Raw genomic sequence first — 21,034 nt, forward strand, 5'->3', positions numbered from 1 at the left:
AGCATGGAAATGCGCGCAGATCTGCTGATAGTCGGGGCCGGAATGGTCGGCAGTGCCTTGGCGCTGGCGTTGCAGGACAGCGGCCTGGAAGTCCTGCTGCTGGATGGCAGCCCGATGAGCGTCAAACCCTTCGACGCTGCCGCGCCTTTCGAGCCGCGAGTCAGCGCCTTGTCGGCGGCCAGCCAACGCATTCTCGAACGTCTTGGCGTGTGGGACGGCATCGCCAACCGGCGCAGCAGTCCTTACACCGACATGCACGTCTGGGACGGCAGCGGCACCGGGCAAATCCACTTTTCGGCGGCGAGTGTGCACGCTGACGTGCTTGGGCATATCGTCGAAAACCGTGTGGTCCAGGACGCGTTGCTCGACCGTCTGCACGAATGCGACCTCGGCATGCTGGCCAATGCGCGCCTGGAACAGATGCGCCGCTCCGGTGACGATTGGCTGCTGACCCTCGCCGATGGCCGCACGTTGCGCGCGCCGCTGGTGATTGCGGCGGACGGCGCCAACTCGGCGGTGCGTCGACTGACGGGCGTGGCCACGCGCGAGTGGGATTATCTGCATCACGCCATCGTCACCAGCGTGCGCAGCGCCAAAACCCATCAAATGACCGCGTGGCAGCGCTTTACCGATAACGGCCCGCTGGCCTTTTTGCCGCTGGAACGCGACGGTCAGCAGGATTGGTGTTCGATCGTCTGGTCGACCACACCGAGCGAAGCCGAACGCCTGATGGCGCTGGACGACGTAACGTTTTGCGCTGAACTGGAGCGCGCTTTCGAAGGCCGTCTGGGCACCGTGCTCAGCGCCGACCCGCGCCTGTGCGTGCCGCTGCGCCAGCGCCACGCCAAGCGTTACGTGGCTGAAGGCCTGGCGCTGATCGGCGACGCGGCGCACACCATTCACCCGTTGGCCGGGCAGGGCGTCAATCTAGGTTTCCTCGACGCGGCGGTGTTGGCCGAAGTTTTGCTGCAAGCGGCCGAACGCGGCGAGCGCCTGGCGGACGTGAAAGTCCTCAGCCGCTACGAGCGCCGGCGCATGCCGCATAACCTGGCGTTGATGGCGGCGATGGAAGGCTTTGAACGGCTGTTCCAGGCTGATCCGCTGCCGGTGCGCTGGTTGCGTAATGCCGGGTTGAAGCTGGTCGAACAGATGCCGGAAGCCAAGGCACTGTTCGTGCGCGAAGCGCTGGGGCTGACCGGGGACTTGCCGGCGCTGGCCAAGGCCTGAGATTTTCGCTGGGGCTAATTGCCTCATCGCGAGCAAGCTCGCTCCCACATTGGAATGCATTTCACTGTGGGAGCGAGCTTGCTCGCGATGAGGCCAGTACATTTAGCGCAAATTTCTGGCTGTGCAACATCTGGTAACTCCTCCGCCAACTGTTCGATTGAGCTGGCAAATGTGAGTCCTTATCATTTGGCCTCATTTTTCAATCGAGAGACCACGACCATGTTGGCACCCAAGCGTCTGTTGACCGCGTTGGCCCTGACCCTGATCGGCAGTACCGCCGCCCAGGCCGCCGACGAGGTAGTGGTTTACTCCTCGCGCATCGACGAACTGATCAAACCGGTCTTCGATGCCTACACCGCAAAAACCGGCGTGCAGGTGAAGTTCATCACCGACAAGGAAGCGCCGCTGATGCAGCGGATCAAGGCTGAAGGCGAAAACGCCACCGCCGACCTGCTGCTGACCGTCGATGCCGGCAACCTCTGGCAAGCCGAGCAGATGGGCATTCTTCAGCCGTTCACCTCGAAAACCATCGACAGCAACATCCCGCTGCAATATCGCTCGTCGGCCCACGCCTGGACCGGTTTGAGCCTGCGCGCGCGGACCATCGCCTACTCGACGGCGCGGGTGAAGCCCGGCGAGCTGACCACTTACGAAGGTCTGGCCGACAAGAACTGGGAAGGTCGCCTGTGCCTGCGCACGGCGAAGAAGGTCTACAACCAGTCGCTGACTGCGACCATGATCGAAGTCCACGGCGCGGCTAAAACCGAGGAAATCCTCAAGGGTTGGGTCAACAACCTGTCCACCGACGTGTTCTCCGATGACATCGCGGTGCTGGAAGCGATCAACGCCGGCCAATGCGACGTCGGCATCGTCAACACTTACTACTACGGCCGCCTGCACAAGCAGAAACCGGATCTGGCGGTGAAGCTGTTCTGGCCGAATCAGGGCGACCGTGGCGTACACGTCAACCTGTCGGGCATCGGCCTGACCAAACACGCGCCGCACCCGGAAGCGGCCAAGGCGTTGGTGGAGTGGATGACCACGCCGGAAGCGCAGAAGATTTTTGCCGACGTGAACCAGGAGTTCCCGGCCAACCCTGCCGTGCCGCCGTCTGCTGAAGTGGCGAGCTGGGGCAAGTTTGTCGCCGACACCTTGCCGGTAGAGATCGCCGGCAAACGCCAGGCTGAAGCCATCCGCATGATGGATCGCGCCGGCTGGAATTGAGTTCGGCGTTATTACTATGTTTGCTTGAAGATCCACCCCTCACCCCAGCCCTCTCCCCAGAGGGGAGAGGGGGAAAGGGAGCAGATCTTCATGCTTTTCACATCCTGAGTTCTACTTTGGAATGTCAGGTCGCAGCGTTTCACTTAAACGCCGCGGTCAGTCCCCTCGCCCCTTTGGGGATAGGGGAAAGGGAGCAAATCTTCATGCTTTTCACATCCTGAGTTCTACTTTGGAATGTCAGGTCGCAGCGTTTCACTTAAACGCCGCGGTCAGTCCCCTCGCCCCTTTGGGGAGAGGGGAAAGGGAGCAGATCTTCATGCTTTTCAAATCCTGAGTTCGACTTTGAATGTCAGGTCGCAGCATTTCACTTAAACGCCGCGGTCAGTCCCCTCGCCCCTTTGGGGAGAGGGTTAGGGTGAGGGGGCGATCTTGACCCATGCACCACACACCCACCGTCTCAGAGACTTTAACGTGGCCCACCCCGCCCAACGCCGCTGGTATCCACTGGTCTTCGCCATCGCCGCGCTGGTCCTGCTGCCGCTGAGCGTGCTGTTTTTCTCCTGGCAAACCATCGATCAACAAATCTGGTCCCACCTCTGGGACACGCAGATGCCGCGCCTGCTCGGCAACACCCTGACACTGGTGCTCGGCGTCGGGGTCGGCGTGACGCTGTTGGGCGTGAGCCTTGCCTGGCTGACCAGCCTCTGCGAATTCCCTGGCCGACGCTGGCTCGACTGGGCGCTGATGCTGCCATTCGCAATACCTGCTTACGTGCTCGCATTCGTCTTCGTCGGCCTGCTGGACTTCGCCGGCCCGGTACAAACGCTGCTGCGCGAATGGTTCGGCAGCGGCTTGCGTTTGCCGCGCGTGCGCTCCACCGGCGGCGTGATTGTGGTGCTGGTGCTGGTGTTTTATCCCTACGTTTACCTGCTGGCGCGCACCGCGTTTCTCGCGCAGGGCAAAGGCCTGATGGAAGCCGCGCGGGTCCTCGGGCAATCGCCGTGGCAGGCCTTCTGGCGTGTGGCGTTACCGATGGCGCGCCCGGCCATTGGCGCCGGCGTGGCGTTGGCGTTGATGGAAACCCTGGCGGATTTCGGCGCGGTATCCGTTTTCAACTTCGACACCTTCACCACCGCCATCTACAAAACCTGGTACGGCTTCTTCAGCCTCTCGACCGCCGCGCAATTGGCCAGCCTGTTGCTGCTGGTGGTGATGGTCGTGCTGTACGGCGAGCGCCGTGCCCGTGGCGCCAACCGCGCGAGCAACGAACGGCCACGGGTCAAGGCGCTGTATCACCTGCGCGGCTTCAAAGCCTTGGCGGCGATGAGTTGGTGCGGCTTGGTGTTTGCCTGCGCGTTCGTGATTCCGATGCTGCAACTGGTGGTGTGGTTCTGGCAGCGTGGCCGTTTCGATCTGGATGAGCGTTACGCCGGGCTGATCGTGCACACCTTGTATCTGGGCGGCATGGCGGCGCTGATCACCGTCAGCGTGGCCCTGCTGCTGGCGTTCGCCCGACGCCTGGCGCCGACCCGGGCGATCCGCTCCGGCGTCAGCGTGGCCAATCTCGGTTATGCGTTACCCGGCTCGGTGCTGGCGGTGTCGATCATGCTTGCGTTCAGTTACCTCGACCGCGAGCTGGTGATTCCGCTGTCGAGCTGGCTCGGCGGCGCCGGCAAGCCGTTGCTGCTCGGCAGTCTGGCAGCGCTGATCCTGGCTTATCTGGTGCGTTTCATCGCCGTCGCTTACGGACCACTGGAAAGCAGCCTGGCGCGAATCCGTCCTTCGTTGCCTGAAGCAGCACGTAGCCTTGGCGTCAGTGGGCCACGACTGTTTTTCAAAGTGTATCTGCCGTTGTTGCTGCCCGGCACGTTGAGCGCGGCGTTGCTGGTGTTTGTCGATGTGCTCAAGGAAATGCCCGCGACCCTGCTGATGCGCCCGTTTGGCTGGGACACGCTGGCGGTGCGCATCTTCGAAATGACCAGCGAAGGCGAATGGGCGAGGGCGTCGTTGCCGGCGCTGACCCTGGTTTTGGTCGGGCTGTTACCGGTCATCGGATTGATTCGACGTTCGGCGCATCGAAACACCTAGGTGTCAGTCCTACACCTTGAGGCTACAATGCGCGGCATTCGGTGCGGTCCGTCCTTCAGACCCGGTAGCTGAGATCGGCTGGAAGCCTTGTATTTCAAGGCTTTCACCGGTAAGCACCGTTCCGCACCTTCGCCACGCCCGGAAGGAGAAACCCATGGGACAGCGTACGCCTCTGTATGACCTTCATCTCGCCCTCGGCGCGAAGATGGTCGATTTTGGCGGTTGGGATATGCCACTGCATTACGGCTCGCAGGTCGAGGAACACCATGAGGTGCGCCGCGATTGCGGGGTGTTTGATGTGTCCCACATGACCGTAATCGATGTTGACGGCCCCCAGGCCAAGGAATGGCTCCAGCATTTGCTGGCCAATGACGTCGAACGCCTGCACAGCCCCGGCCGTGCCTTGTACAGCACCATGCTCAACGAGCGCGGCGGCATCGTCGATGACATGCTGGTTTACCGCCTCGACGAAGGTTATCGGCTGGTGGTCAACGCCTCGACGCGTAACCAGGACCTGGCCTGGATGCAGGCGCACCTTGGCGATTTCAAAGTAGCGCTCAAGGAGCGTTCCGAGCTGGCGATGCTGGCTATCCAAGGTCCGCAGGCGCGGCACAAGATCGCCGAACTGGTGACCCAGTCGCGCGGCAACCTCATTCAATTGCTCAAGCCGTTCGAAGGGCGGTCCGATGGCGACTGGTTCATTGCGCGCACCGGTTATACCGGTGAAGACGGCTTGGAGATCGTTCTGCCAGCCGAGCAGGCGCCGGGTTTTTTCAACGATCTGGTCGGCGCCGGTATCTCGCCAATCGGCCTCGGCGCCCGCGATACCTTGCGCGTCGAGGCCGGCATGAACCTCTACGGCCAAGACATCCATCAAGATATTTCACCGTTGGCCTCCAACATGGCCTGGAGCATTGCCTGGGAACCGGCCAACCGCCAGTTCATCGGGCGCGAGGCTCTGGAGGCGGAAAAAGCCAACGGTGTGCAGCACAAACTGGTCGGTCTGGTGCTTGAGGAACGCGGCGTTTTGCGCGCGCATCAAGTGGTACGGATCGCCAATGTTGGCGAAGGGGAGATCACCAGTGGTAGTTTCTCTCCTACGCTAAGCAAGTCGATTGCACTGGCGCGCGTGCCGATGGCGACTGCCGACCGCGCAGAAGTGGAAATCCGTGGCAAGTGGTACCCGGTCCGAGTGGTCAAACCGACCTTCGTACGCCATGGCAAAACCTTGATTTAAAACTTTTCTGGCGGGCATCGACCGCTGACATTCTTTTTTGAGGACACAGAACATGAGCGATATCCCTGCCGACCTGCGTTTTGCCGAAAGTCACGAATGGGCGCGTCTGGAAGCCGATGGCACCGTTACCGTCGGCATCAGCGATCACGCTCAGGAAGCCTTGGGCGACGTGGTGTTCGTTGAGCTGACCGAAGTCGGCAAAGTGTTTGCTGCTGGCGATCAATCGGGTGTGGTGGAATCGGTTAAAGCCGCCTCCGACATCTATTCGCCGATTGCCGGTGAAGTGATTGCGATCAATGAAGATTTGAGCGGCTCGCCCGAAGCGCTCAACACCGACCCGTACGGCGCGTGGATCTTCAAGCTCAAGCCAAGCAATGCGGCTGATCTGGACAAGTTGCTGGATGCTGCGGCGTACAAGGCTGCCATCGGCGAGTAAGTCACAGGCGTTACCCCAAAGCCCCGACCTGTCGGGGCTTTTTATTGCCCGCAGTAAATCCCTGCAGGCGCGGTGATGCCCCCAAATTCGCGGTCGGCAGCGGCTGCTATGCTGGTTTGACCGTGTTGCATCGACGTTGAGCGCCAGTCAAGAGAGAGCCCGTCATGTCCCCATTGCCGTCCCTGAGCCAGTTACGCGACCCCAATGCCTTCCTGCGCCGCCATTTGGGGCCAGACGCCGCCGAGCAGCAGGCGATGCTCGACAGCCTCGGTCTGGGCAGCCGCAGCGAGCTGATCGAACAGACCGTGCCGCCGGGCATTCGCCTCAACCGAGAACTGGATCTGCCGCCGGCTCTCGACGAACAAGCCGCGCTCGCCAAGTTGCGCGGTTATGCCGAGCAGAACCAGGTCTGGACCAGCCTGATCGGCATGGGCTACCACGGCACGCTGACGCCGACGGTGATCTTGCGCAACGTCCTGGAAAATCCCGGTTGGTACACCGCTTACACGCCGTATCAACCGGAGATTGCCCAGGGCCGGCTCGAAGCGCTGCTGAATTTCCAGCAACTGACCATCGACCTCACGGGCCTCGAACTGGCCAATGCCTCGCTGCTCGATGAAGCCACCGCCGCCGCTGAAGCCATGGCCCTGGCCAAACGAGTCGCCAAGTCCAAGAGCAATCTATTCTTCGTCGACGAGAACTGCCATCCGCAGACCATTTCGGTGATTCAAACCCGCGCCGAGGGCTTTGGTTTCGAACTGATCATCGACGCTGTGGATAACTTGCAGCAGCATCAAGTGTTCGGCGCACTTTTGCAGTACCCGGACACCCACGGCGAGATCCGCGATCTGCGGCCGCTGATCGATCATCTGCATTCCCAGCAGGCATTGGCCTGCGTCGCGGCGGATCTGCTCAGCCTGTTATTGCTGACGCCGCCGGGCGAATTGGGCGCGGACGTGGTGTTCGGTTCGTCGCAGCGTTTTGGTGTGCCGATGGGTTACGGCGGCCCGCACGCGGCGTTCTTCGCCAGTCGTGATGAATACAAACGGGCGATTCCGGGGCGGATCATCGGTGTTTCGAAAGATGCCCGTGGCAACGTTGCCCTGCGCATGGCGCTGCAGACCCGCGAGCAACATATTCGCCGCGAGAAGGCCAACTCGAACATCTGCACCGCGCAGGTTCTGCTGGCAAATATCGCCAGTTTTTACGCGGTGTATCACGGCCCGGAAGGGCTGAAACGGATTGCCCAGCGCGTGCATCGGCTGACCTGCATTCTCGCCGCTGGCCTGGAGCGCAACGGCATTGTCCGGGTCAACCAGCAGTTCTTCGACACGCTGACGCTTGAGGTCGGCGGCGCGCAAACCGCGATCATCGAAAGTGCCAAAGCAGCGCAAATCAATCTGCGCATTCTCGGGCGCGGGCGCTTGGGCCTGAGCCTTGATGAAACCTGCGATGAAACAACGGTGGCCAGGCTGCTGGATATTTTCCTCGGCGCCGATCATGGCTTGAACGTCGAACAACTGGACGCGCAAACCCTCGTCTCCGGCATTCCCGACGGCTTGTTGCGCAGCACGCCCTATCTGCGCCATCCGGTGTTCAGCGCCCATCACAGCGAAACCGAGATGCTGCGTTACCTCAAGCAATTGGAGAACAAAGACCTGGCGCTGAACCAGTCGATGATCCCGCTCGGTTCCTGCACCATGAAACTCAACGCCACCAGCGAAATGATCCCGATCACCTGGGCGCAGTTCGCCAATTTGCACCCGTTTGTGCCGAGGGAACAGGCGGTCGGTTACACCTTGATGATTGAAGAACTGGAGCGCTGGCTCTGCGCGATCACCGGGTTTGATGCGATCTGCATGCAGCCCAACTCTGGCGCCCAAGGGGAGTACGCCGGGCTGTTGGCGATCCGCAAATACCACGAGAGCCGCGACGAAGGTGCGCGGGATATTTGCCTGATTCCATCCTCGGCCCACGGCACCAACCCGGCCTCGGCGCAAATGGCCGGGATGCGCGTGGTGATCGTCGAGTGTGACGAGGCGGGCAACGTCGAATTGGCTGACCTGAAGGACAAAGCCGCGACGGCCGGGAGCAAACTCGCCTGCCTGATGGCGACTTATCCCTCGACCCACGGCGTTTACGAAGAAGGCATCAGCGAGATCTGCGAAGTTATCCACAGCCACGGCGGCCAGGTGTACATGGATGGCGCCAACCTCAATGCGCAGGTCGGCTTGACCCGGCCGGCGGATATCGGCGCCGACGTATCGCACATGAACCTGCACAAAACCTTCTGCATTCCCCACGGTGGCGGCGGTCCGGGCATGGGCCCGATTGGCGTGCGCGCACATTTGGCAGCGTTTGTGGCCAATCATCCGGTGGTGCCGCTCGACGGCCCGCAGCCGCAGAACGGCGCGGTCAGCGCCGCGCCGTGGGGCAGCGCGAGCATTCTGCCGATCAGTTGGATGTACATCGCGATGATGGGCCCGCAGTTGGCCGATGCCAGCGAAGTGGCGATCCTCGCCGCAAATTACCTCGCGCAGCATCTGTCCGGGGCCTTTCCGGTGCTCTACACCGGGCGCAACGGGCGGGTCGCGCATGAGTGCATTCTGGATTTGCGACCACTCAAGGCACAGACCGGGATCAGCGAAGAAGACGTCGCCAAGCGCCTGATGGATTACGGTTTTCACGCGCCGACCATGTCGTTCCCGGTGCCCGGCACGTTGATGGTCGAGCCGACCGAGAGCGAATCGAAAGCCGAGCTGGACCGTTTTATCGGCGCCATGCTGAGCATTCGCGCAGAAATCACCGAAGTGCAAAACGGCAATTGGCACGCCGAAGACAATCCGCTGAAACGCGCGCCGCATACCCTCGCCGACATCACCGGGGTGTGGGAGCGGGCGTACAGCATCGAGCAAGCGGTGACCCCGGATGCGCATACCAAAGCGCACAAATACTGGCCGGCGGTGAACCGCGTCGATAACGTCTACGGCGACCGCAACCTGTTTTGCGCGTGCGTCCCGGTAGACGATTACCGCTGAAGACCTAGCCCTTGTAGGAGCGAGGCTTGCCCGCGAAAGCGGTTGATCAGGCTGAATCATGGGGGAATGATCCGCCGCCTTCGCGGGCAAGCCTCGCTCCTACAGGGACGTTGCAGGTTGGGCCGAAAATCAGAACGCCATGCGCGCTTCGACGTAGAGGTTCTGCTCGCGCAACTTGCCTTTGAGTTGTTCGTCCCGAGCGTTGATGCGATTGGCGAAGGTGTTGTAACCGGTCTCGATATCGCCCATGTCAACGTAGCGATAACCGCTGCCGAGGGTGATTTGCCGGGTGACTTTCAAGTCCACGCCAACGCCCAGCGCATAGGCAAAATTGTTCTGGCTGTTGTTGGCGAACTGTCGCGAGGGGTTGGACTGATAACCCTGCGAACTGATGTGCGCGACGCCAACCCCCGCCATCGCGTACACCGACAGGTACTGGTTGAGCGGGAAATCCTTGTAGGCATTGAGCATCAGGCGACTGGACGAAACTTGCATGTTGTTGACGTTGGCATCGAACGGCGCCCAGTGACTCTTGAACTGCGAATCCTGCTTGATCGAATATTCGCCTTCCAGACGCCAGTCACCCTTGAACCCGTAGCCGATGGCCAACGAGCCGCCGACATCTTTCTGGCTATCCGGGCTCACCACACGATGGCTGACCCTGGGACTGGTGAGCAGCGCGCTTTCCAGGTTCTGCTCGACGCTTTGAATTTTCAACGAGCCGTAAAGGCCTTCAGCATTAGCCAGGTTGGTGAAGGCTGCGGCGAGCAGTAATACAGACAGTTTTGTTTTTTTCATGGTGATCGATTCGCTTGTGTGGTTATTCGAATCGACAAAGTCTGGGTTGGCGCACCTGAGGCTAATATCGGACTTATCCGGCGTTGGCCGATGAATTCTCGTCGGGCCACCGCGGATTTGGCATTTGTCGCTGTAGGAAAACAGCCGTGCAGTTTGTTTGAGGCAAAAAAATGCCGCTCATGGGAGCGGCATCTTTGTTCAACGGTACGGCTTATTCAGAGGCAACGGCATTCTTCGCCAGAATCGCGTTCGCCAGCTCCATGTCCGTAGCCTGCAGGCCTGGGTTGTCTGCGCGAACTTTCTGCATCGCCGCTTCCAGGTACGGGCCACGGATGCCGCCGTCACTGGCGACGAAACTGCCGGCATCGTCCTGAGCCGCAACAATCAGCTTGTGATCCTTGAACGTCAGGTAAGTCGAACCGGTGGTTGCACCGGAAGACAGCACGTTACGCCAAAAGCTGTCGGCCATGGCTGAACCAACAGGAAGGGACAGCAAGGCAAGGGTAGCGACAGCAAGTTTGAGACGCATAGGGGTGACTCCACTGGGGTTAACTACGGCGTTGGATCGTCATATACCCAATCGAGTTCCGTGACTGCTCGGTCAGCGGATGTTGCAGGCAGGATTGGCCATTGTTGGTGACGCACTGAATTCAAGCGTCGCCCCAGCTACTTCTGCTCACTCTGCGGCGTCACTCGCAACACTTCCTCGATCGTCGTCAGCCCCGCTGCGACTTTTTGTGCGCCGGACAGGCGCAGGCTGCGCATGCCTTCTTTGAAGGCCTGGCGTCGGATTGCGAGCAAGTCGGTGTCGGGGGTGATGAGGGCTTTGACGCTGTCGGTCAGTTGCATGATTTCGTAGACGCCGGCGCGGCCGCGGTAGCCGGTGTCGCGGCATTCGAGGCAGCCGATGGCGCGGTGGGCGTTGTTCGGCAGTGGCGCTTGCCACGGGCGGGTCAGGGTTTGCCAGTCTTCTTCGCCCAGCGTCAGCGGTGCTTTGCAGTGCGGGCACAAGGTTCGCACCAGACGTTGGGCCATGACGCCGAGGACCGTGGCTTTGATCAGGTAATGCGGCACGCCGAGTTCCAGCAGACGGCTGATCGCGCTCGGGGCGTCGTTGGTGTGCAGGGTCGAGAGTACGAGGTGGCCGGTGAGCGCAGCCTGGATCGCCATTTCGGCGGTTTCGAGGTCGCGGATCTCGCCAATCATGATGATGTCCGGGTCTTGCCGCATCAGTGCGCGCACGCCGGCGGCGAAGTTCAGGTCGATGTTGTGCTGGACCTGCATCTGGTTGAAGGCCGGCTCGACCATCTCGATCGGGTCCTCGATGGTGCAGAGGTTGACCTCCGGCGTCGCCAGTTTTTTCAGGGTGGTGTAGAGCGTGGTGGTTTTGCCCGAACCGGTCGGCCCGGTCACCAGAATGATGCCGTTGGGCTGACGCGTCATGTCCTGCCAGCGCCGCAAGTCATCGGCGGAAAAACCCAGTTGATCGAAGTCCTTGAGCAGCACTTCCGGGTCGAAGATCCGCATGACCATTTTTTCGCCGAACGCCGTCGGCAAGGTTGATAGCCGCAGTTCGACTTCGCCGCCGTCCGGGGTTTTGGTTTTGACCCGGCCGTCCTGCGGTTTGCGTTTCTCCGCGACGTTCATCCGGCCCAGGCTTTTCAGGCGGCTGACGATGGCCATGGTCACCTGCGGCGGGAATTGATAGACGTTGTGCAACACGCCATCGATGCGAAAACGCACCGTGCCTTGCTCGCGGCGCGGCTCAATGTGGATATCGCTGGCGCGCTGCTGGAACGCGTACTGGAACAGCCAATCGACGATATTGACGATGTGTGCGTCGTTGGCGTCCGGCTCCTGATCGCTGGCGCCGAGGTTGAGCAGCTGTTCGAAGTTGCCGAGGGTATTGGTCTGCTGATCGGCGTTGGTCGCGCCGGTGACCGATTTGGCCAGGCGAAAAAACTCGACGCTGAAGCGCTGGATGTCTGCCGGGTTGGCCACTACGCGTTTGATCGGCAGCTTCAAAACGTGGGTCAGGTCGGCTTCCCACGCGGTGACGTAGGGCTGGGCGCTGGCCACGGTGACCGCGTCGCGGTCGATGGAAACGGCGAGAATCTTGTGCCGTTGGGCGAAGGCGTAGGACATCAGCGGCGTGATCGCCGCGACGTTGATCTTCAGTGGATCGATGCGCAAATAAGGTTGGCCGGCCTGTTGCGACAGCCACAGGGTCAGGCTTTCGAGGTCGAGGTGTTTGCCCGGCCGGCTGAGGTCGTCGAGGTGCTGGCTGGCGATAAACTCCAGCGGGTGCAATTGCACGCTGGTGGCGTTGCGTCGTCGCGCATTGAGGGCAAGTTCCGCTGAATCCTGGTTGATGAAGCCTTGGGCGACCAGTTCTCGCAGCAAATCATTGAGATCCAGCCAACGGTCCTGAGTGGCAAGTTGAACGGACATGCGCTTTCCTTTTGAACAATCCTGCAAACAGCGATCTAGACCGCAGTGTGCAAAGGATAGTCGCGCAGGCGCAGACCGTTGGGCCACTACCCGACGAAGGCGTTTCCAGGTCTTTCAACCGGCCGCCTGCGCCTGCGCCTGCCACGCCGAATCGGCGCTTTGCAGGTTTACCGAGCAGACGCTGATCAGGTTACGAAGTTTTTCCGCGATGACCTCGGCGCGGTGCCAGCTCAAGCCGTCGATGACGATATCGACCGACAGCAGATCGTCCAGACGCTGCACGTTGACCTGTTCCGGCGTCAGAAACTGCAGGGCGAACAGATTAAGTGCGCGGCAGAGCACATCCGGTTCGGCCTCGGCCAAGAGTTGATATTGCACGCGGCAATGGGCGTTGCTGACATTCCACACATCGGCGCGGGTGGCTGGGGTATTCACGGCTTCCAGATGCGGCATGCTCGCTCTCCAAATTATCTGGCCAAATTTTCTGGAGGAATTTTTACATTCGGGAGCGGGTATTTCTTGGCTATGATCGGGCGTATTGGCGATTTATCGAATCGTTTGATTCAACAAGTGATCATCTGAGGGTTTTTCTATGCATGCCGAGCTGGATGGCTACGACCGCAAGATCCTCGCGTTGCTGCAAGAGGACGCTTCGCTTTCCAGCGCACAGATCGCCGAGCAGGTCGGGCTGTCGCAGTCGCCGTGTTGGCGGCGGATTCAGCGGATGAAAGAGGAGGGGATCATTCGCGGGCAGGTGACGTTGCTTGATCGCAAGAAAATCGGCCTGAACACGCAGATCTTTGCCGAGATCAAACTCAATGCGCACGGGCGGTCGAACTTCACCGAGTTCACCGAGGCGATTCGCGGTTTTCCCGAAGTGCTGGAATGTTATGTGCTGATGGGGTCGGTGGATTTTTTGCTGCGGATTGTCACGGCGGACATCGAGGCGTATGAGCGGTTTTTCTTTGAGAAACTGTCGATGGTGCCGGGGATTCAGGAGGTGAACTCGATAGTCGCGTTGTCGGAGATTAAATCGACGACGAGTTTGCCGGTGTTGCGCTCATCATTGTGACAGAGGGCTTTTGTGGCGAGGGGGCTTGCCCCCGTTGGAGTCCGAAGGACTCCCAAAACCAGCCAACGCGTTGAGTCAGATATAACGCGTTGGCTGATTTACGACTGCTTCGCAGCCGAACGGGGGCAAGCCCCCTCGCCACAGGGCATTACATACGCAGCAACATTTTCCAAGCACGGTTCTGGTACACCGCGATCGCCTGTTGTTTGCGCGCATCCAGCGCTTCTTCGGTGATCGGCTCGTTGGCCAATTGCGCCAATTTGTTCAGCTCGCCGTACAAGCGATCCATTTCCGGGATGTCCAGCACGCCACGGGCGTGGTGCATCCACGACTGGATGCGCTCGATGCGCGGCAGTTGCTCGGCCAAGTCTTCCGGCTGCTGCTGATAACGCTGCAATTGCAGGGACGTGGCTTCTTCGCCAAGCAGGCGTGGCAGCCAGTTAGCCAATTGCGCAGCGCCTTGGCGATTGCCGCGAACGTTGCGATCAGCAGCCCAAGTGCGCGCCAGCAACCAGCGCGAAGTGTTCAGCGAGAACAGGCCCCAACGCGGATCCTGCAACTCTTCGAGGAACTGCTCCGGCGCGGCTTTGCGCACGTCTTCGTCGTCCTGACCGGCCTGCACCAGCGGGCGCCAGTCTTCCAGCAAGGCGTCGAGCGCCACGCGCAAATCGTGCGTCGATTGACGCGGTGCGGCTTGGCCGAGGCTGCTGAGCAGGGCGCGCAGTTCGACAAGGTTTTCCACCCGGTCCTGCAACAGACGCCAGTGGCCATTGAAACGATATTGCTCGGCCAGACGCTGACTACTGCCCAACAAGTGCCAGCTCAGCGCGGCGAACGCGTCGTCGAGCGGCATTTCAGCAGTGATTTGCGGCGCCGGCAGGCTCAGCGAGTAGCTGTTGGCGTCGTACAAACGATAACCGCGCTCAGCCTTGCTGATGTCACACGGCATCAACGGCAGGGTTGCGGCCAGTTCGGCGGCCAGTTCCAGCAGCGCGGCAGGCTCGCCTTCGCGCAATTCCAGTTCCAGTTCGCAGATCTCTTCTTTCTGTTTACCAACCACGACGTGGCCGAAGTCGAGCGCGGCTTCGATGACCACTTTGGTCTTGCCACGGCCCCAGGCGATTTCCGCGCGTTCGCGGACGAAATCGGTGGTGAAAATGGCTTTCAGGGTTTTCTTGTCCAGTTCGGCCAGCTCTTCGGGCCAGCATTCGCCGTCGAGTTTCTTCACGTCGAGCTTGGCTTTGGGCAGGTTCCAGTCGTATTCGTTACGCTCGGACAGGCCGGCGACGCTCTGGCCACGGGTCTTGAGCGTCTGAATCACTTCTTCGCCATCGCGGCGCAGGCGCAGGGCAACCTTGGCGCGGGCCAGGTCGCGCTCAGGCGTGTCGAAGTATTGGTTCATCAACTCACGGCGTTCCCAGCCACTTTTGTTGCGTTTTTTCAGGAGCGGGTGCTCGCGCAGCGCGGCGAGGGTTTCGCGGCTGACGCGGAGTTTGATTTCGGTTTCTTTCTGCATGGCCGGAAAATCCAGGATCGGGAGCGCAGCCGGGGGAATGTGTGGCTGCCAAGGTCGTGCAGTGTACAGGAGTCATTCGTCCTAAGTGCCGCGGCGGTTTATTCCTGTCGCCGGATGGTTCTATGATGGGCTTCAATTCGGGAGTTGGAGTCAGCGATGCCTTTGCCGTCCATGAAAGATCAGTTCGCTGCGCTGATCGCCGCACCGTCCGTCAGCTGTACGCAGGCGAGACTCGATCAGACCAATCGTCCGGTCATCGACTTGCTCGCGACGTGGCTCGGTGATTTGGGTTTTGCCTGCGACATCCAGCAGGTCAGCCCCGGCAAATTCAACTTGCTCGCCAGTTTTGGCTCCGGCCCCGGTGGCCTGGTGCTGGCCGGGCACAGCGACACGGTGCCGTTCGACGGCGCGTTGTGGCAGACCGATCCGTTGAAGCTGACTGAAGTCGATGGCCGTTGGGTCGGGCTCGGCAGTTGCGACATGAAGGGCTTTTTTGCCTTGGCCATCGAAGCGGTGCTGCCGCTGCTCGATCAACCGTTCAAGCAACCGCTGCTGATCCTTGCCACGTGCGATGAAGAAAGCTCGATGTCCGGCGCGCGAGCCCTGGCCGAAGCCGGGCGTCCGCTGGGGCGTGCCGCAGTGATTGGCGAGCCGACCGGGCTCAAGCCGATCCGCATGCACAAAGGCATCATGATGGAGCGCATCGACATTCTCGGTCAGAGCGGCCATTCCTCCGACCCGCGCCTGGGCCACAGCGCGCTCGAGGCGATGCACGATGCGATCGGCGAACTGCGCGGGTTGCGCCTGTTGTGGCAGCGCGAATTCCGCAATGCGCAATTCGGCGTGCCGGTGCCGACGATGAATTTTGGCTGCATTCATGGCGGCGACAATCCCAACCGTATCTGCGGCCAATGTTCGCTGGAATTCGATTTGCGGCCATTGCCGGGCATGGACCCGAATGCCCTGCGCGCGGCGATTTTGCAGAAGCTCGCCCCGGTTGCCGAGCGCCATCAGGTGAAGATCGATTACGCGCCGCTGTTCCCCGCCGTACCGCCCTTCGAGCAGGCCGAGGACGCCGAATTGGTCCGCATCGCTGAAAAGCTCACCGGCCATCGCGCCGAAGCGGTAGCGTTCGGCACCGAAGCGCCTTATCTTCAGCAACTTGGCTGCGAAACACTGGTGCTCGGCCCAGGCGACATCGCTTGCGCGCACCAACCGGGGGAATACCTGGAAATGTCACGTTTGCAGCCTACCGTGCATCTATTACGGCAACTGATTGAACATTACTGCCTGACACCGGCCCAAACACCGATGTCGGTCAATTAAACGCAACACCCTGTGGGAGCGAGCTTGCTCGCGATAGCGGTCTTACATTCAGCAGCGATGTTGACTGGGCCGGCCCCATCGCGAGCAAGCTCGCTCCCACAGGGGTATGTGGATGACAGACAAAGCGGTTTAAATTGCCGGTGCCCCAAGCCGTATTCATGAGGAGAGCGCGCGTGTCGCCAAGCCTGTTCCGACGATAACCACCAGCCCGCTGTGCATTTCCGTTTCGCCCATTTTTTGGCTGCTATTTATTACAGGCCCAGGTTCATGCCCGAATACGTTAATTGGCTTCGCCACGCGTCCCCTTACATCAATGCCCACCGCGATTGCACCTTCGTCGTCATGCTGCCCGGCGACGGCGTCGAGCATCCGAACTTCGGCAATATCGTCCACGACCTGGTGCTGCTGCACAGCCTCGGTGTGCGTCTGGTATTGGTCCACGGTTCGCGTCCGCAAATCGAAACCCGCCTCGCCGCACGCGGCTTGATCCCGCATTACCACCACGGCATGCGCATCACCGATGCCGCGACGCTTGAGTGCGTGATCGATGCGGTCGGCCAATTGCGCATCGCCATCGAAGCGCGGTTGTCGATGGACATGGCGTCGTCGCCAATGCAGGGCTCGCGCCTGCGGGTGGCCAGCGGCAACCTGGTGACGGCGCGGCCGATCGGCGTGCTCGAAGGCGTCGATTATCACCACACCGGCGAAGTGCGCCGGGTCGACCGCAAAGGCATCAATCGCCTGCTCGACGAGCGCTCGATCGTGCTGTTGTCGCCGTTGGGCTACTCGCCGACCGGGGAGATTTTCAACCTCGCCTGCGAAGACGTCGCGACCCGCGCCGCCATCGACTTGGGCGCCGACAAATTGCTGCTGTTCGGCGCCGACCTTGGTTTGATCGATGAAAACGGTCGGCTGGTGCGCGAGTTGCGCCCGCAACAAGTGCCGGCGCACCTGCAACGCCTCGGCAATAACTATCAAGGCGAGTTGCTCGATGCGGCGGCCGAAGCGTGTCGCGGTGGGGTGGCGCGCAGCCACATCGTCAGTTACGCCGAGGACGGTGCACTGCTGACCGAACTGTTCACCCGCGACGGCGGCGGCACGCTGGTGGCCCAGGAACAATTCGAACTGGTGCGCGAAGCGGCGATTGAAGACGTCGGCGGTTTGCTCGATTTGATCAGCCCGCTGGAAGAGCAGGGGATTCTGGTGCGGCGCTCGCGTGAAGTGCTGGAACGCGAGATCGAGCAGTTCAGCGTGGTTGAGCGCGAAGGCATGATCATCGCGTGTGCGGCGCTGTATCAGATTGCCGATTCGGATGCCGGCGAGCTGGCGTGTCTGGCGGTGAACCCGGAGTATCGCCACGGCGGTCGTGGCGATGAATTGCTGGAGCGCATCGAAACCCGCGCCCGCGCGCAGGGCCTGAAAACCTTGTTCGTGCTGACGACCCGCACGGCGCACTGGTTCCGCGAACGCGGTTTCGAACCCAGCAGCGTCGAGCGCCTGCCTTCGGCGCGAGCGTCGCTGTACAACTATCAGCGCAACTCGAAGATCTTCGAAAAAACCCTTTGACCTGTGGCGAGGGGGCTTGCCCCCGTTGGGCTGCGCAGCAGCCCTGAAACCTGCTAAACCGAGTCGTAGGGTTTTGCGACCGCTTCGCGACCGAACGGGGGCAAGCCCCCTCGCCACAAGTGCGTTGTGGGTTACTCGGCAACGAACTTCGCGCTGACGTACGGCGAATAATCCGGTAGTACCGTTTCGACTTTCCCCTGCTCCTTCAAAAACTTCGCCGTTTCGCCAATCGCCTTCGCCGTGCCGCCGTCCAGCAGCGCGGTGGTTTGCTGCGCTTTGGCGTCGGGGAAGGTTGAGCCGGCGAGCAACTCCGGCACATCAGCCGCGTTGGCACCGGTCAATTTGGCGATTTTCTGCACCGGCACCGAATCGGCGGTCCAGCTGTCTTTATGCGCTGCATAGTCGGCAAACGAGTCCAGCGTAACCTTGGCAAATTTCGCCACGACGTCCGGGTGCTTCTCGGCAAAATCCTTGCGTGCGACCCACACTTCGAAGGTCGGCGCGCCCCACTGGCCAACCTGCGCGGCGTCGGTCAAGGTCTTGCCCGTCTTGCGAATTTCCCCCAGCGCCGGCGACCAGACAAACGCGCCATCAATGTCGCCACGTTTCCACGCCGCGGCGATTTCTGCCGGTTGCAGGTTCACCACTTTGACTTTCGAAGTGTCCAGGCCCCAGTGCTTCAGCGCGCCAAGCAAGCTGTAGTGAGAAGTGGAAACGAATGGCGTGGCGACGGTTTTGCCGATCAGATCTTGCGGTTTATCGATGCCGCTGCCGTTGCGCACTACCAAGGCTTCGGCGGCGTTGATCTGCGCGGAAACGATGAACGCGACTATCGGCAAATTGCGTGAAGCGGCGGCAGCCAGCGGACTGGAGCCGAGATTGCCGATCTGCACGTCACCGGAAGCAATTGCGGTGACCACTTCCGGGCCACTGTTGAAGCGGCGCCAGTCGATTTTCTCACCCAGGGTTTTCTCGTAGACGCCATCCGCTTGCGGGACTTTGCTTGGGTCGATGCCGGTTTGATAACCGACCGTAAGGTTGGCCGCCTGCGCGCCGCAAGTAATTAATACCGACACACAAACTGTAACAATTTGACGGGATAGTGCGCGTTTGGCCATCATGGCGTCGCCTTTTCGATAGGGATTGACGTATGGGGAATGCGTCAAAGCTAATCGATCTAAAAAAAGGCCAATAAATATTATTTAGTAATTAGCTTATGTGCCGATACCGGGTATCCCGGCGCGGTTTTTCGGCGGCGGGCTATATTCCAAAGCAGTATGAAAAAGAATGAAATAATTCTTTTTGGGTTTATGAAGAAATCATTACCCTGCACGGACCCAATCCATGGCGATTAGACCTTGGTCGTAGACATACAAGGTTACGATTGACTTGTCAGTCACGGTCTGGCGCTAATCGCGCATCTTAGGATCCAGGGCATTCGACCCCGGACCAGGAACACAAGAATTAGAACGAGAGGAGCGAAACAATGAACAAGTCCACCTTGGCCCTGGCTGTGGCTGTAGGGGTTTTGGCGCAGCAGGCAGGCGCCGCCGGTTTTATCGAAGACAGCAAGGCCACTCTGGGTCTGCGTAACTTCTACATCAATACCGATAACCGTGACGGCGCTGGCGCCAACAAGAACGAAGAGTGGGGCCAAGGCTTCGATCTGCGTTTCATCTCCGGTTACACCCAAGGCACTGTTGGCTTCGGTATTGATGCAATCGGCCTGCTGGGCGTGAAGCTGGATTCGGGCGGCGGCACTAACGGTGCGTCGAACAACTCTTACGGCGGCACTGTTTTCCCAAGCAAGTCCAACGGCGAAGCGGTTGATAACTTCTCCAGCCTGGGCCTGACTGCCAAAGCCAAGATCTCCCAGACCGAGCTGAAACTGGGCACTCTGCAGCCGAAGAACCCGGTTATCGTGACCAACGATGGTCGTCTGCTGCCGCAGACCTGGCAGGGCGGCCAGATCACTTCTGGCGACATCAAAGACCTGACGCTGGTTGGCGGTCAGATCGAAGCGGTGAAAGGTCGTAACTCCAGCAACAATGAACAGATGTCGATCGGTGGCGCCAACTCCCGCACCATCAATGGTCGCGACAGCAACAAGTTCATCTATGCCGGTGGTGACTACAAAATCACCAAAGACCTGACTGCGCAGTACTACTACGGCAACCTGGAAGACTTCTACAAGCAGCACTTCCTCGGTCTGGTGCACAACTGGGCAATCGGCCCGGGCGTATTGAAGTCTGACCTGCGCTACTTCAACAGCTCGGATGACGGTGCCAACGGCCACGACCCGCTGTACTACAGCTCCGGCAACTACAGCAGCACTGGTAACGGTAAAGGCAAAGTCGACAACAATCTGTACAGCGGCCTGTTCCTGTACACCGTTGCCGGTCACACCTTCGGTGGCGGATACCAAGTCAGCAACGGCAGCAGCGACTTCCCTTGGCTGAACCAGGGCGACGGTTCGTCGAACTACACCATCACCGACATGCAGATCCAGAAGTTCGGCCGTGCCGGCGAGAAAACCTGGCAGGCACGCTATTCGTATGACTTCGCCAAGGTTGGCGTACCAGGCCTGACCGCCGGTATGGTTTACCTGCGTGGCAGCGATATCGACACCAACCGCGTCAGCGCTACCGTACCTGCTGGCAATAACAGCAGCGAGTGGGAACGCGACCTGACCGTGGCCTACGTGGTGCCGGAAGGCCCGCTGAAAAACGTTGGCGTGATGTGGAAAAACGCTACATGGCGTACAGACATCCCGGGCGTTCGCTCCCAGGACGAAAACCGCCTGATCCTCAGCTACTCGATCCCGCTGCTGTAATAGCTGTAAAAGCAGCGCTCGCGTAACTGCGGAAAAAAAGCCCCGCCCGGCACCTCGCCGGGCGGGGCTTTTGCGTTTCTGGGCGGAGTCACCCCCGTAATCCCACCCCGAAACGTTGCCACGTTTGCAACTACTCAAGGCCTTCTCGAACCTTGTCGGCGATGTTGCTGGCGATGGCAGATGAGGTCCAGTGAACAGATTTTTAATATTCTTTTAAGATCT

Annotated in this window: 16 protein-coding genes; 10 read left to right on the forward strand and 6 right to left on the reverse strand. The window is 60.4% G+C overall.

All coding sequences use genetic code 11. The features are described from left to right. Positions 1 to 9 precede the first annotated feature (9 nt). The 6 genes from BLU01_RS14265 to gcvP all read left to right on the forward strand — a co-directional run bounded on the left by BLU01_RS14265 (position 10) and on the right by gcvP (position 9,250). Positions 10 to 1,227, forward strand: a complete 1,218-nt coding sequence (locus BLU01_RS14265; RefSeq protein ID WP_167370472.1) for a 2-octaprenyl-3-methyl-6-methoxy-1,4-benzoquinol hydroxylase — start codon at positions 10 to 12, stop codon at positions 1,225 to 1,227. 219 nt (positions 1,228 to 1,446) lie between these two features. Further along, entirely contained in the window at positions 1,447 to 2,451 is a 1,005-nt protein-coding gene (locus BLU01_RS14270; RefSeq protein ID WP_092276480.1) for an extracellular solute-binding protein, read from the forward strand. A 471-nt stretch (positions 2,452 to 2,922) separates the two neighbouring features. Continuing rightward, positions 2,923 to 4,539 carry an ABC transporter permease gene (locus BLU01_RS14275; RefSeq protein ID WP_092276483.1) on the forward strand — a complete coding sequence of 539 codons (1,617 nt, stop codon included), beginning with the start codon at positions 2,923 to 2,925 and terminating at the stop codon, positions 4,537 to 4,539. Positions 4,540 to 4,693: 154 nt separating this feature from the next. Beyond that, positions 4,694 to 5,776 carry a glycine cleavage system aminomethyltransferase GcvT gene (gene gcvT, locus BLU01_RS14280; RefSeq protein ID WP_092276486.1) on the forward strand — a complete coding sequence of 361 codons (1,083 nt, stop codon included), beginning with the start codon at positions 4,694 to 4,696 and terminating at the stop codon, positions 5,774 to 5,776. A gap of 52 nt (positions 5,777 to 5,828) precedes the next feature. Beyond that, positions 5,829 to 6,212 carry a glycine cleavage system protein GcvH gene (gene gcvH / locus BLU01_RS14285; RefSeq protein ID WP_092276488.1) on the forward strand — a complete coding sequence of 128 codons (384 nt, stop codon included), beginning with the start codon at positions 5,829 to 5,831 and terminating at the stop codon, positions 6,210 to 6,212. A gap of 164 nt (positions 6,213 to 6,376) precedes the next feature. Continuing rightward, positions 6,377 to 9,250: an aminomethyl-transferring glycine dehydrogenase gene (gene gcvP, locus BLU01_RS14290; RefSeq protein WP_092276491.1), complete on the forward strand. Its 2,874-nt coding sequence runs from the start codon at positions 6,377 to 6,379 to the stop codon at positions 9,248 to 9,250. A gap of 129 nt (positions 9,251 to 9,379) precedes the next feature. Here gcvP and BLU01_RS14295 read toward each other — a convergent pair whose 3' ends face one another. From BLU01_RS14295 to BLU01_RS14310, 4 genes are all read right to left on the reverse strand, one after another. Then, on the reverse strand, positions 9,380 to 10,048 hold the full coding sequence (locus BLU01_RS14295) for an outer membrane protein (RefSeq protein WP_092276494.1): 669 nt from the start codon (positions 10,046 to 10,048) through the stop codon (positions 9,380 to 9,382). A 211-nt stretch (positions 10,049 to 10,259) separates the two neighbouring features. Continuing rightward, entirely contained in the window at positions 10,260 to 10,577 is a 318-nt protein-coding gene (locus BLU01_RS14300) for a DUF2388 domain-containing protein (RefSeq protein WP_092276497.1), read from the reverse strand. 137 nt (positions 10,578 to 10,714) lie between these two features. Further along, the gene (locus tag BLU01_RS14305; protein ID WP_092276500.1) at positions 10,715 to 12,499 is read right to left on the reverse strand and encodes a GspE/PulE family protein; all 1,785 of its coding nucleotides are present in this window, start codon (positions 12,497 to 12,499) and stop codon (positions 10,715 to 10,717) included. 114 nt (positions 12,500 to 12,613) lie between these two features. Then, positions 12,614 to 12,952 (reverse strand): hypothetical protein, encoded by a 339-nt coding sequence (locus BLU01_RS14310; RefSeq protein WP_092276503.1) that lies wholly within the window; start codon positions 12,950 to 12,952, stop codon positions 12,614 to 12,616. 139 nt (positions 12,953 to 13,091) lie between these two features. On the opposite strand from BLU01_RS14310, the gene BLU01_RS14315 reads away from it, so the two are divergent. Further along, on the forward strand, positions 13,092 to 13,571 hold the full coding sequence (locus BLU01_RS14315; protein WP_092276508.1) for an Lrp/AsnC family transcriptional regulator: 480 nt from the start codon (positions 13,092 to 13,094) through the stop codon (positions 13,569 to 13,571). 148 nt (positions 13,572 to 13,719) lie between these two features. On the opposite strand, the gene BLU01_RS14320 is transcribed toward BLU01_RS14315, so the two are convergent. Beyond that, positions 13,720 to 15,087: a CYTH domain-containing protein gene (locus tag BLU01_RS14320; RefSeq protein WP_092276512.1), complete on the reverse strand. Its 1,368-nt coding sequence runs from the start codon at positions 15,085 to 15,087 to the stop codon at positions 13,720 to 13,722. A 156-nt stretch (positions 15,088 to 15,243) separates the two neighbouring features. On the opposite strand from BLU01_RS14320, the gene argE reads away from it, so the two are divergent. Both argE and argA read left to right on the forward strand, forming a co-directional pair. Next, complete coding sequence (gene argE, locus BLU01_RS14325) at positions 15,244 to 16,413, forward strand: acetylornithine deacetylase (RefSeq protein WP_092276515.1); 1,170 nt, start codon at positions 15,244 to 15,246, stop codon at positions 16,411 to 16,413. A gap of 267 nt (positions 16,414 to 16,680) precedes the next feature. Continuing rightward, positions 16,681 to 17,979 carry an amino-acid N-acetyltransferase gene (gene argA / locus BLU01_RS14330; protein ID WP_092276518.1) on the forward strand — a complete coding sequence of 433 codons (1,299 nt, stop codon included), beginning with the start codon at positions 16,681 to 16,683 and terminating at the stop codon, positions 17,977 to 17,979. 131 nt (positions 17,980 to 18,110) lie between these two features. Here the strand turns inward: argA and tauA are convergent, their stop codons facing one another. Then, positions 18,111 to 19,100, reverse strand: a complete 990-nt coding sequence (gene tauA, locus BLU01_RS14335) for a taurine ABC transporter substrate-binding protein (RefSeq protein ID WP_092276521.1) — start codon at positions 19,098 to 19,100, stop codon at positions 18,111 to 18,113. A 365-nt stretch (positions 19,101 to 19,465) separates the two neighbouring features. Here tauA and BLU01_RS14340 point away from each other — a divergent pair, with 365 nt between their 5' ends. After that, on the forward strand, positions 19,466 to 20,812 hold the full coding sequence (locus tag BLU01_RS14340; protein ID WP_092276524.1) for an OprD family porin: 1,347 nt from the start codon (positions 19,466 to 19,468) through the stop codon (positions 20,810 to 20,812). The last annotated feature ends 222 nt before the right edge of the window (positions 20,813 to 21,034 follow it).

Source organism: Pseudomonas prosekii (genome assembly GCF_900105155.1).
Classification (GTDB): Bacteria; Pseudomonadota; Gammaproteobacteria; order Pseudomonadales; family Pseudomonadaceae; genus Aquipseudomonas; species Aquipseudomonas prosekii.

Coding starts and splice junctions, on each gene's coding strand:
- BLU01_RS14305 (WP_092276500.1), bottom strand. CDS start 12,499: ATGTCCGTTCAACTTGCCACTCAGGACCGTTGGCTGGATCTCAATGAT.
- tauA (WP_092276521.1), bottom strand. CDS start 19,100: ATGATGGCCAAACGCGCACTATCCCGTCAAATTGTTACAGTTTGTGTG.
- gcvH (WP_092276488.1), top strand. CDS start 5,829: ATGAGCGATATCCCTGCCGACCTGCGTTTTGCCGAAAGTCACGAATGG.
- gcvP (WP_092276491.1), top strand. CDS start 6,377: ATGTCCCCATTGCCGTCCCTGAGCCAGTTACGCGACCCCAATGCCTTC.
- BLU01_RS14315 (WP_092276508.1), top strand. CDS start 13,092: ATGCATGCCGAGCTGGATGGCTACGACCGCAAGATCCTCGCGTTGCTG.
- BLU01_RS14320 (WP_092276512.1), bottom strand. CDS start 15,087: ATGCAGAAAGAAACCGAAATCAAACTCCGCGTCAGCCGCGAAACCCTC.
- BLU01_RS14295 (WP_092276494.1), bottom strand. CDS start 10,048: ATGAAAAAAACAAAACTGTCTGTATTACTGCTCGCCGCAGCCTTCACC.
- BLU01_RS14310 (WP_092276503.1), bottom strand. CDS start 12,952: ATGCCGCATCTGGAAGCCGTGAATACCCCAGCCACCCGCGCCGATGTG.
- argE (WP_092276515.1), top strand. CDS start 15,244: ATGCCTTTGCCGTCCATGAAAGATCAGTTCGCTGCGCTGATCGCCGCA.
- BLU01_RS14270 (WP_092276480.1), top strand. CDS start 1,447: ATGTTGGCACCCAAGCGTCTGTTGACCGCGTTGGCCCTGACCCTGATC.
- BLU01_RS14300 (WP_092276497.1), bottom strand. CDS start 10,577: ATGCGTCTCAAACTTGCTGTCGCTACCCTTGCCTTGCTGTCCCTTCCT.
- BLU01_RS14265 (WP_167370472.1), top strand. CDS start 10: ATGCGCGCAGATCTGCTGATAGTCGGGGCCGGAATGGTCGGCAGTGCC.
- gcvT (WP_092276486.1), top strand. CDS start 4,694: ATGGGACAGCGTACGCCTCTGTATGACCTTCATCTCGCCCTCGGCGCG.
- BLU01_RS14340 (WP_092276524.1), top strand. CDS start 19,466: ATGAACAAGTCCACCTTGGCCCTGGCTGTGGCTGTAGGGGTTTTGGCG.
- argA (WP_092276518.1), top strand. CDS start 16,681: ATGCCCGAATACGTTAATTGGCTTCGCCACGCGTCCCCTTACATCAAT.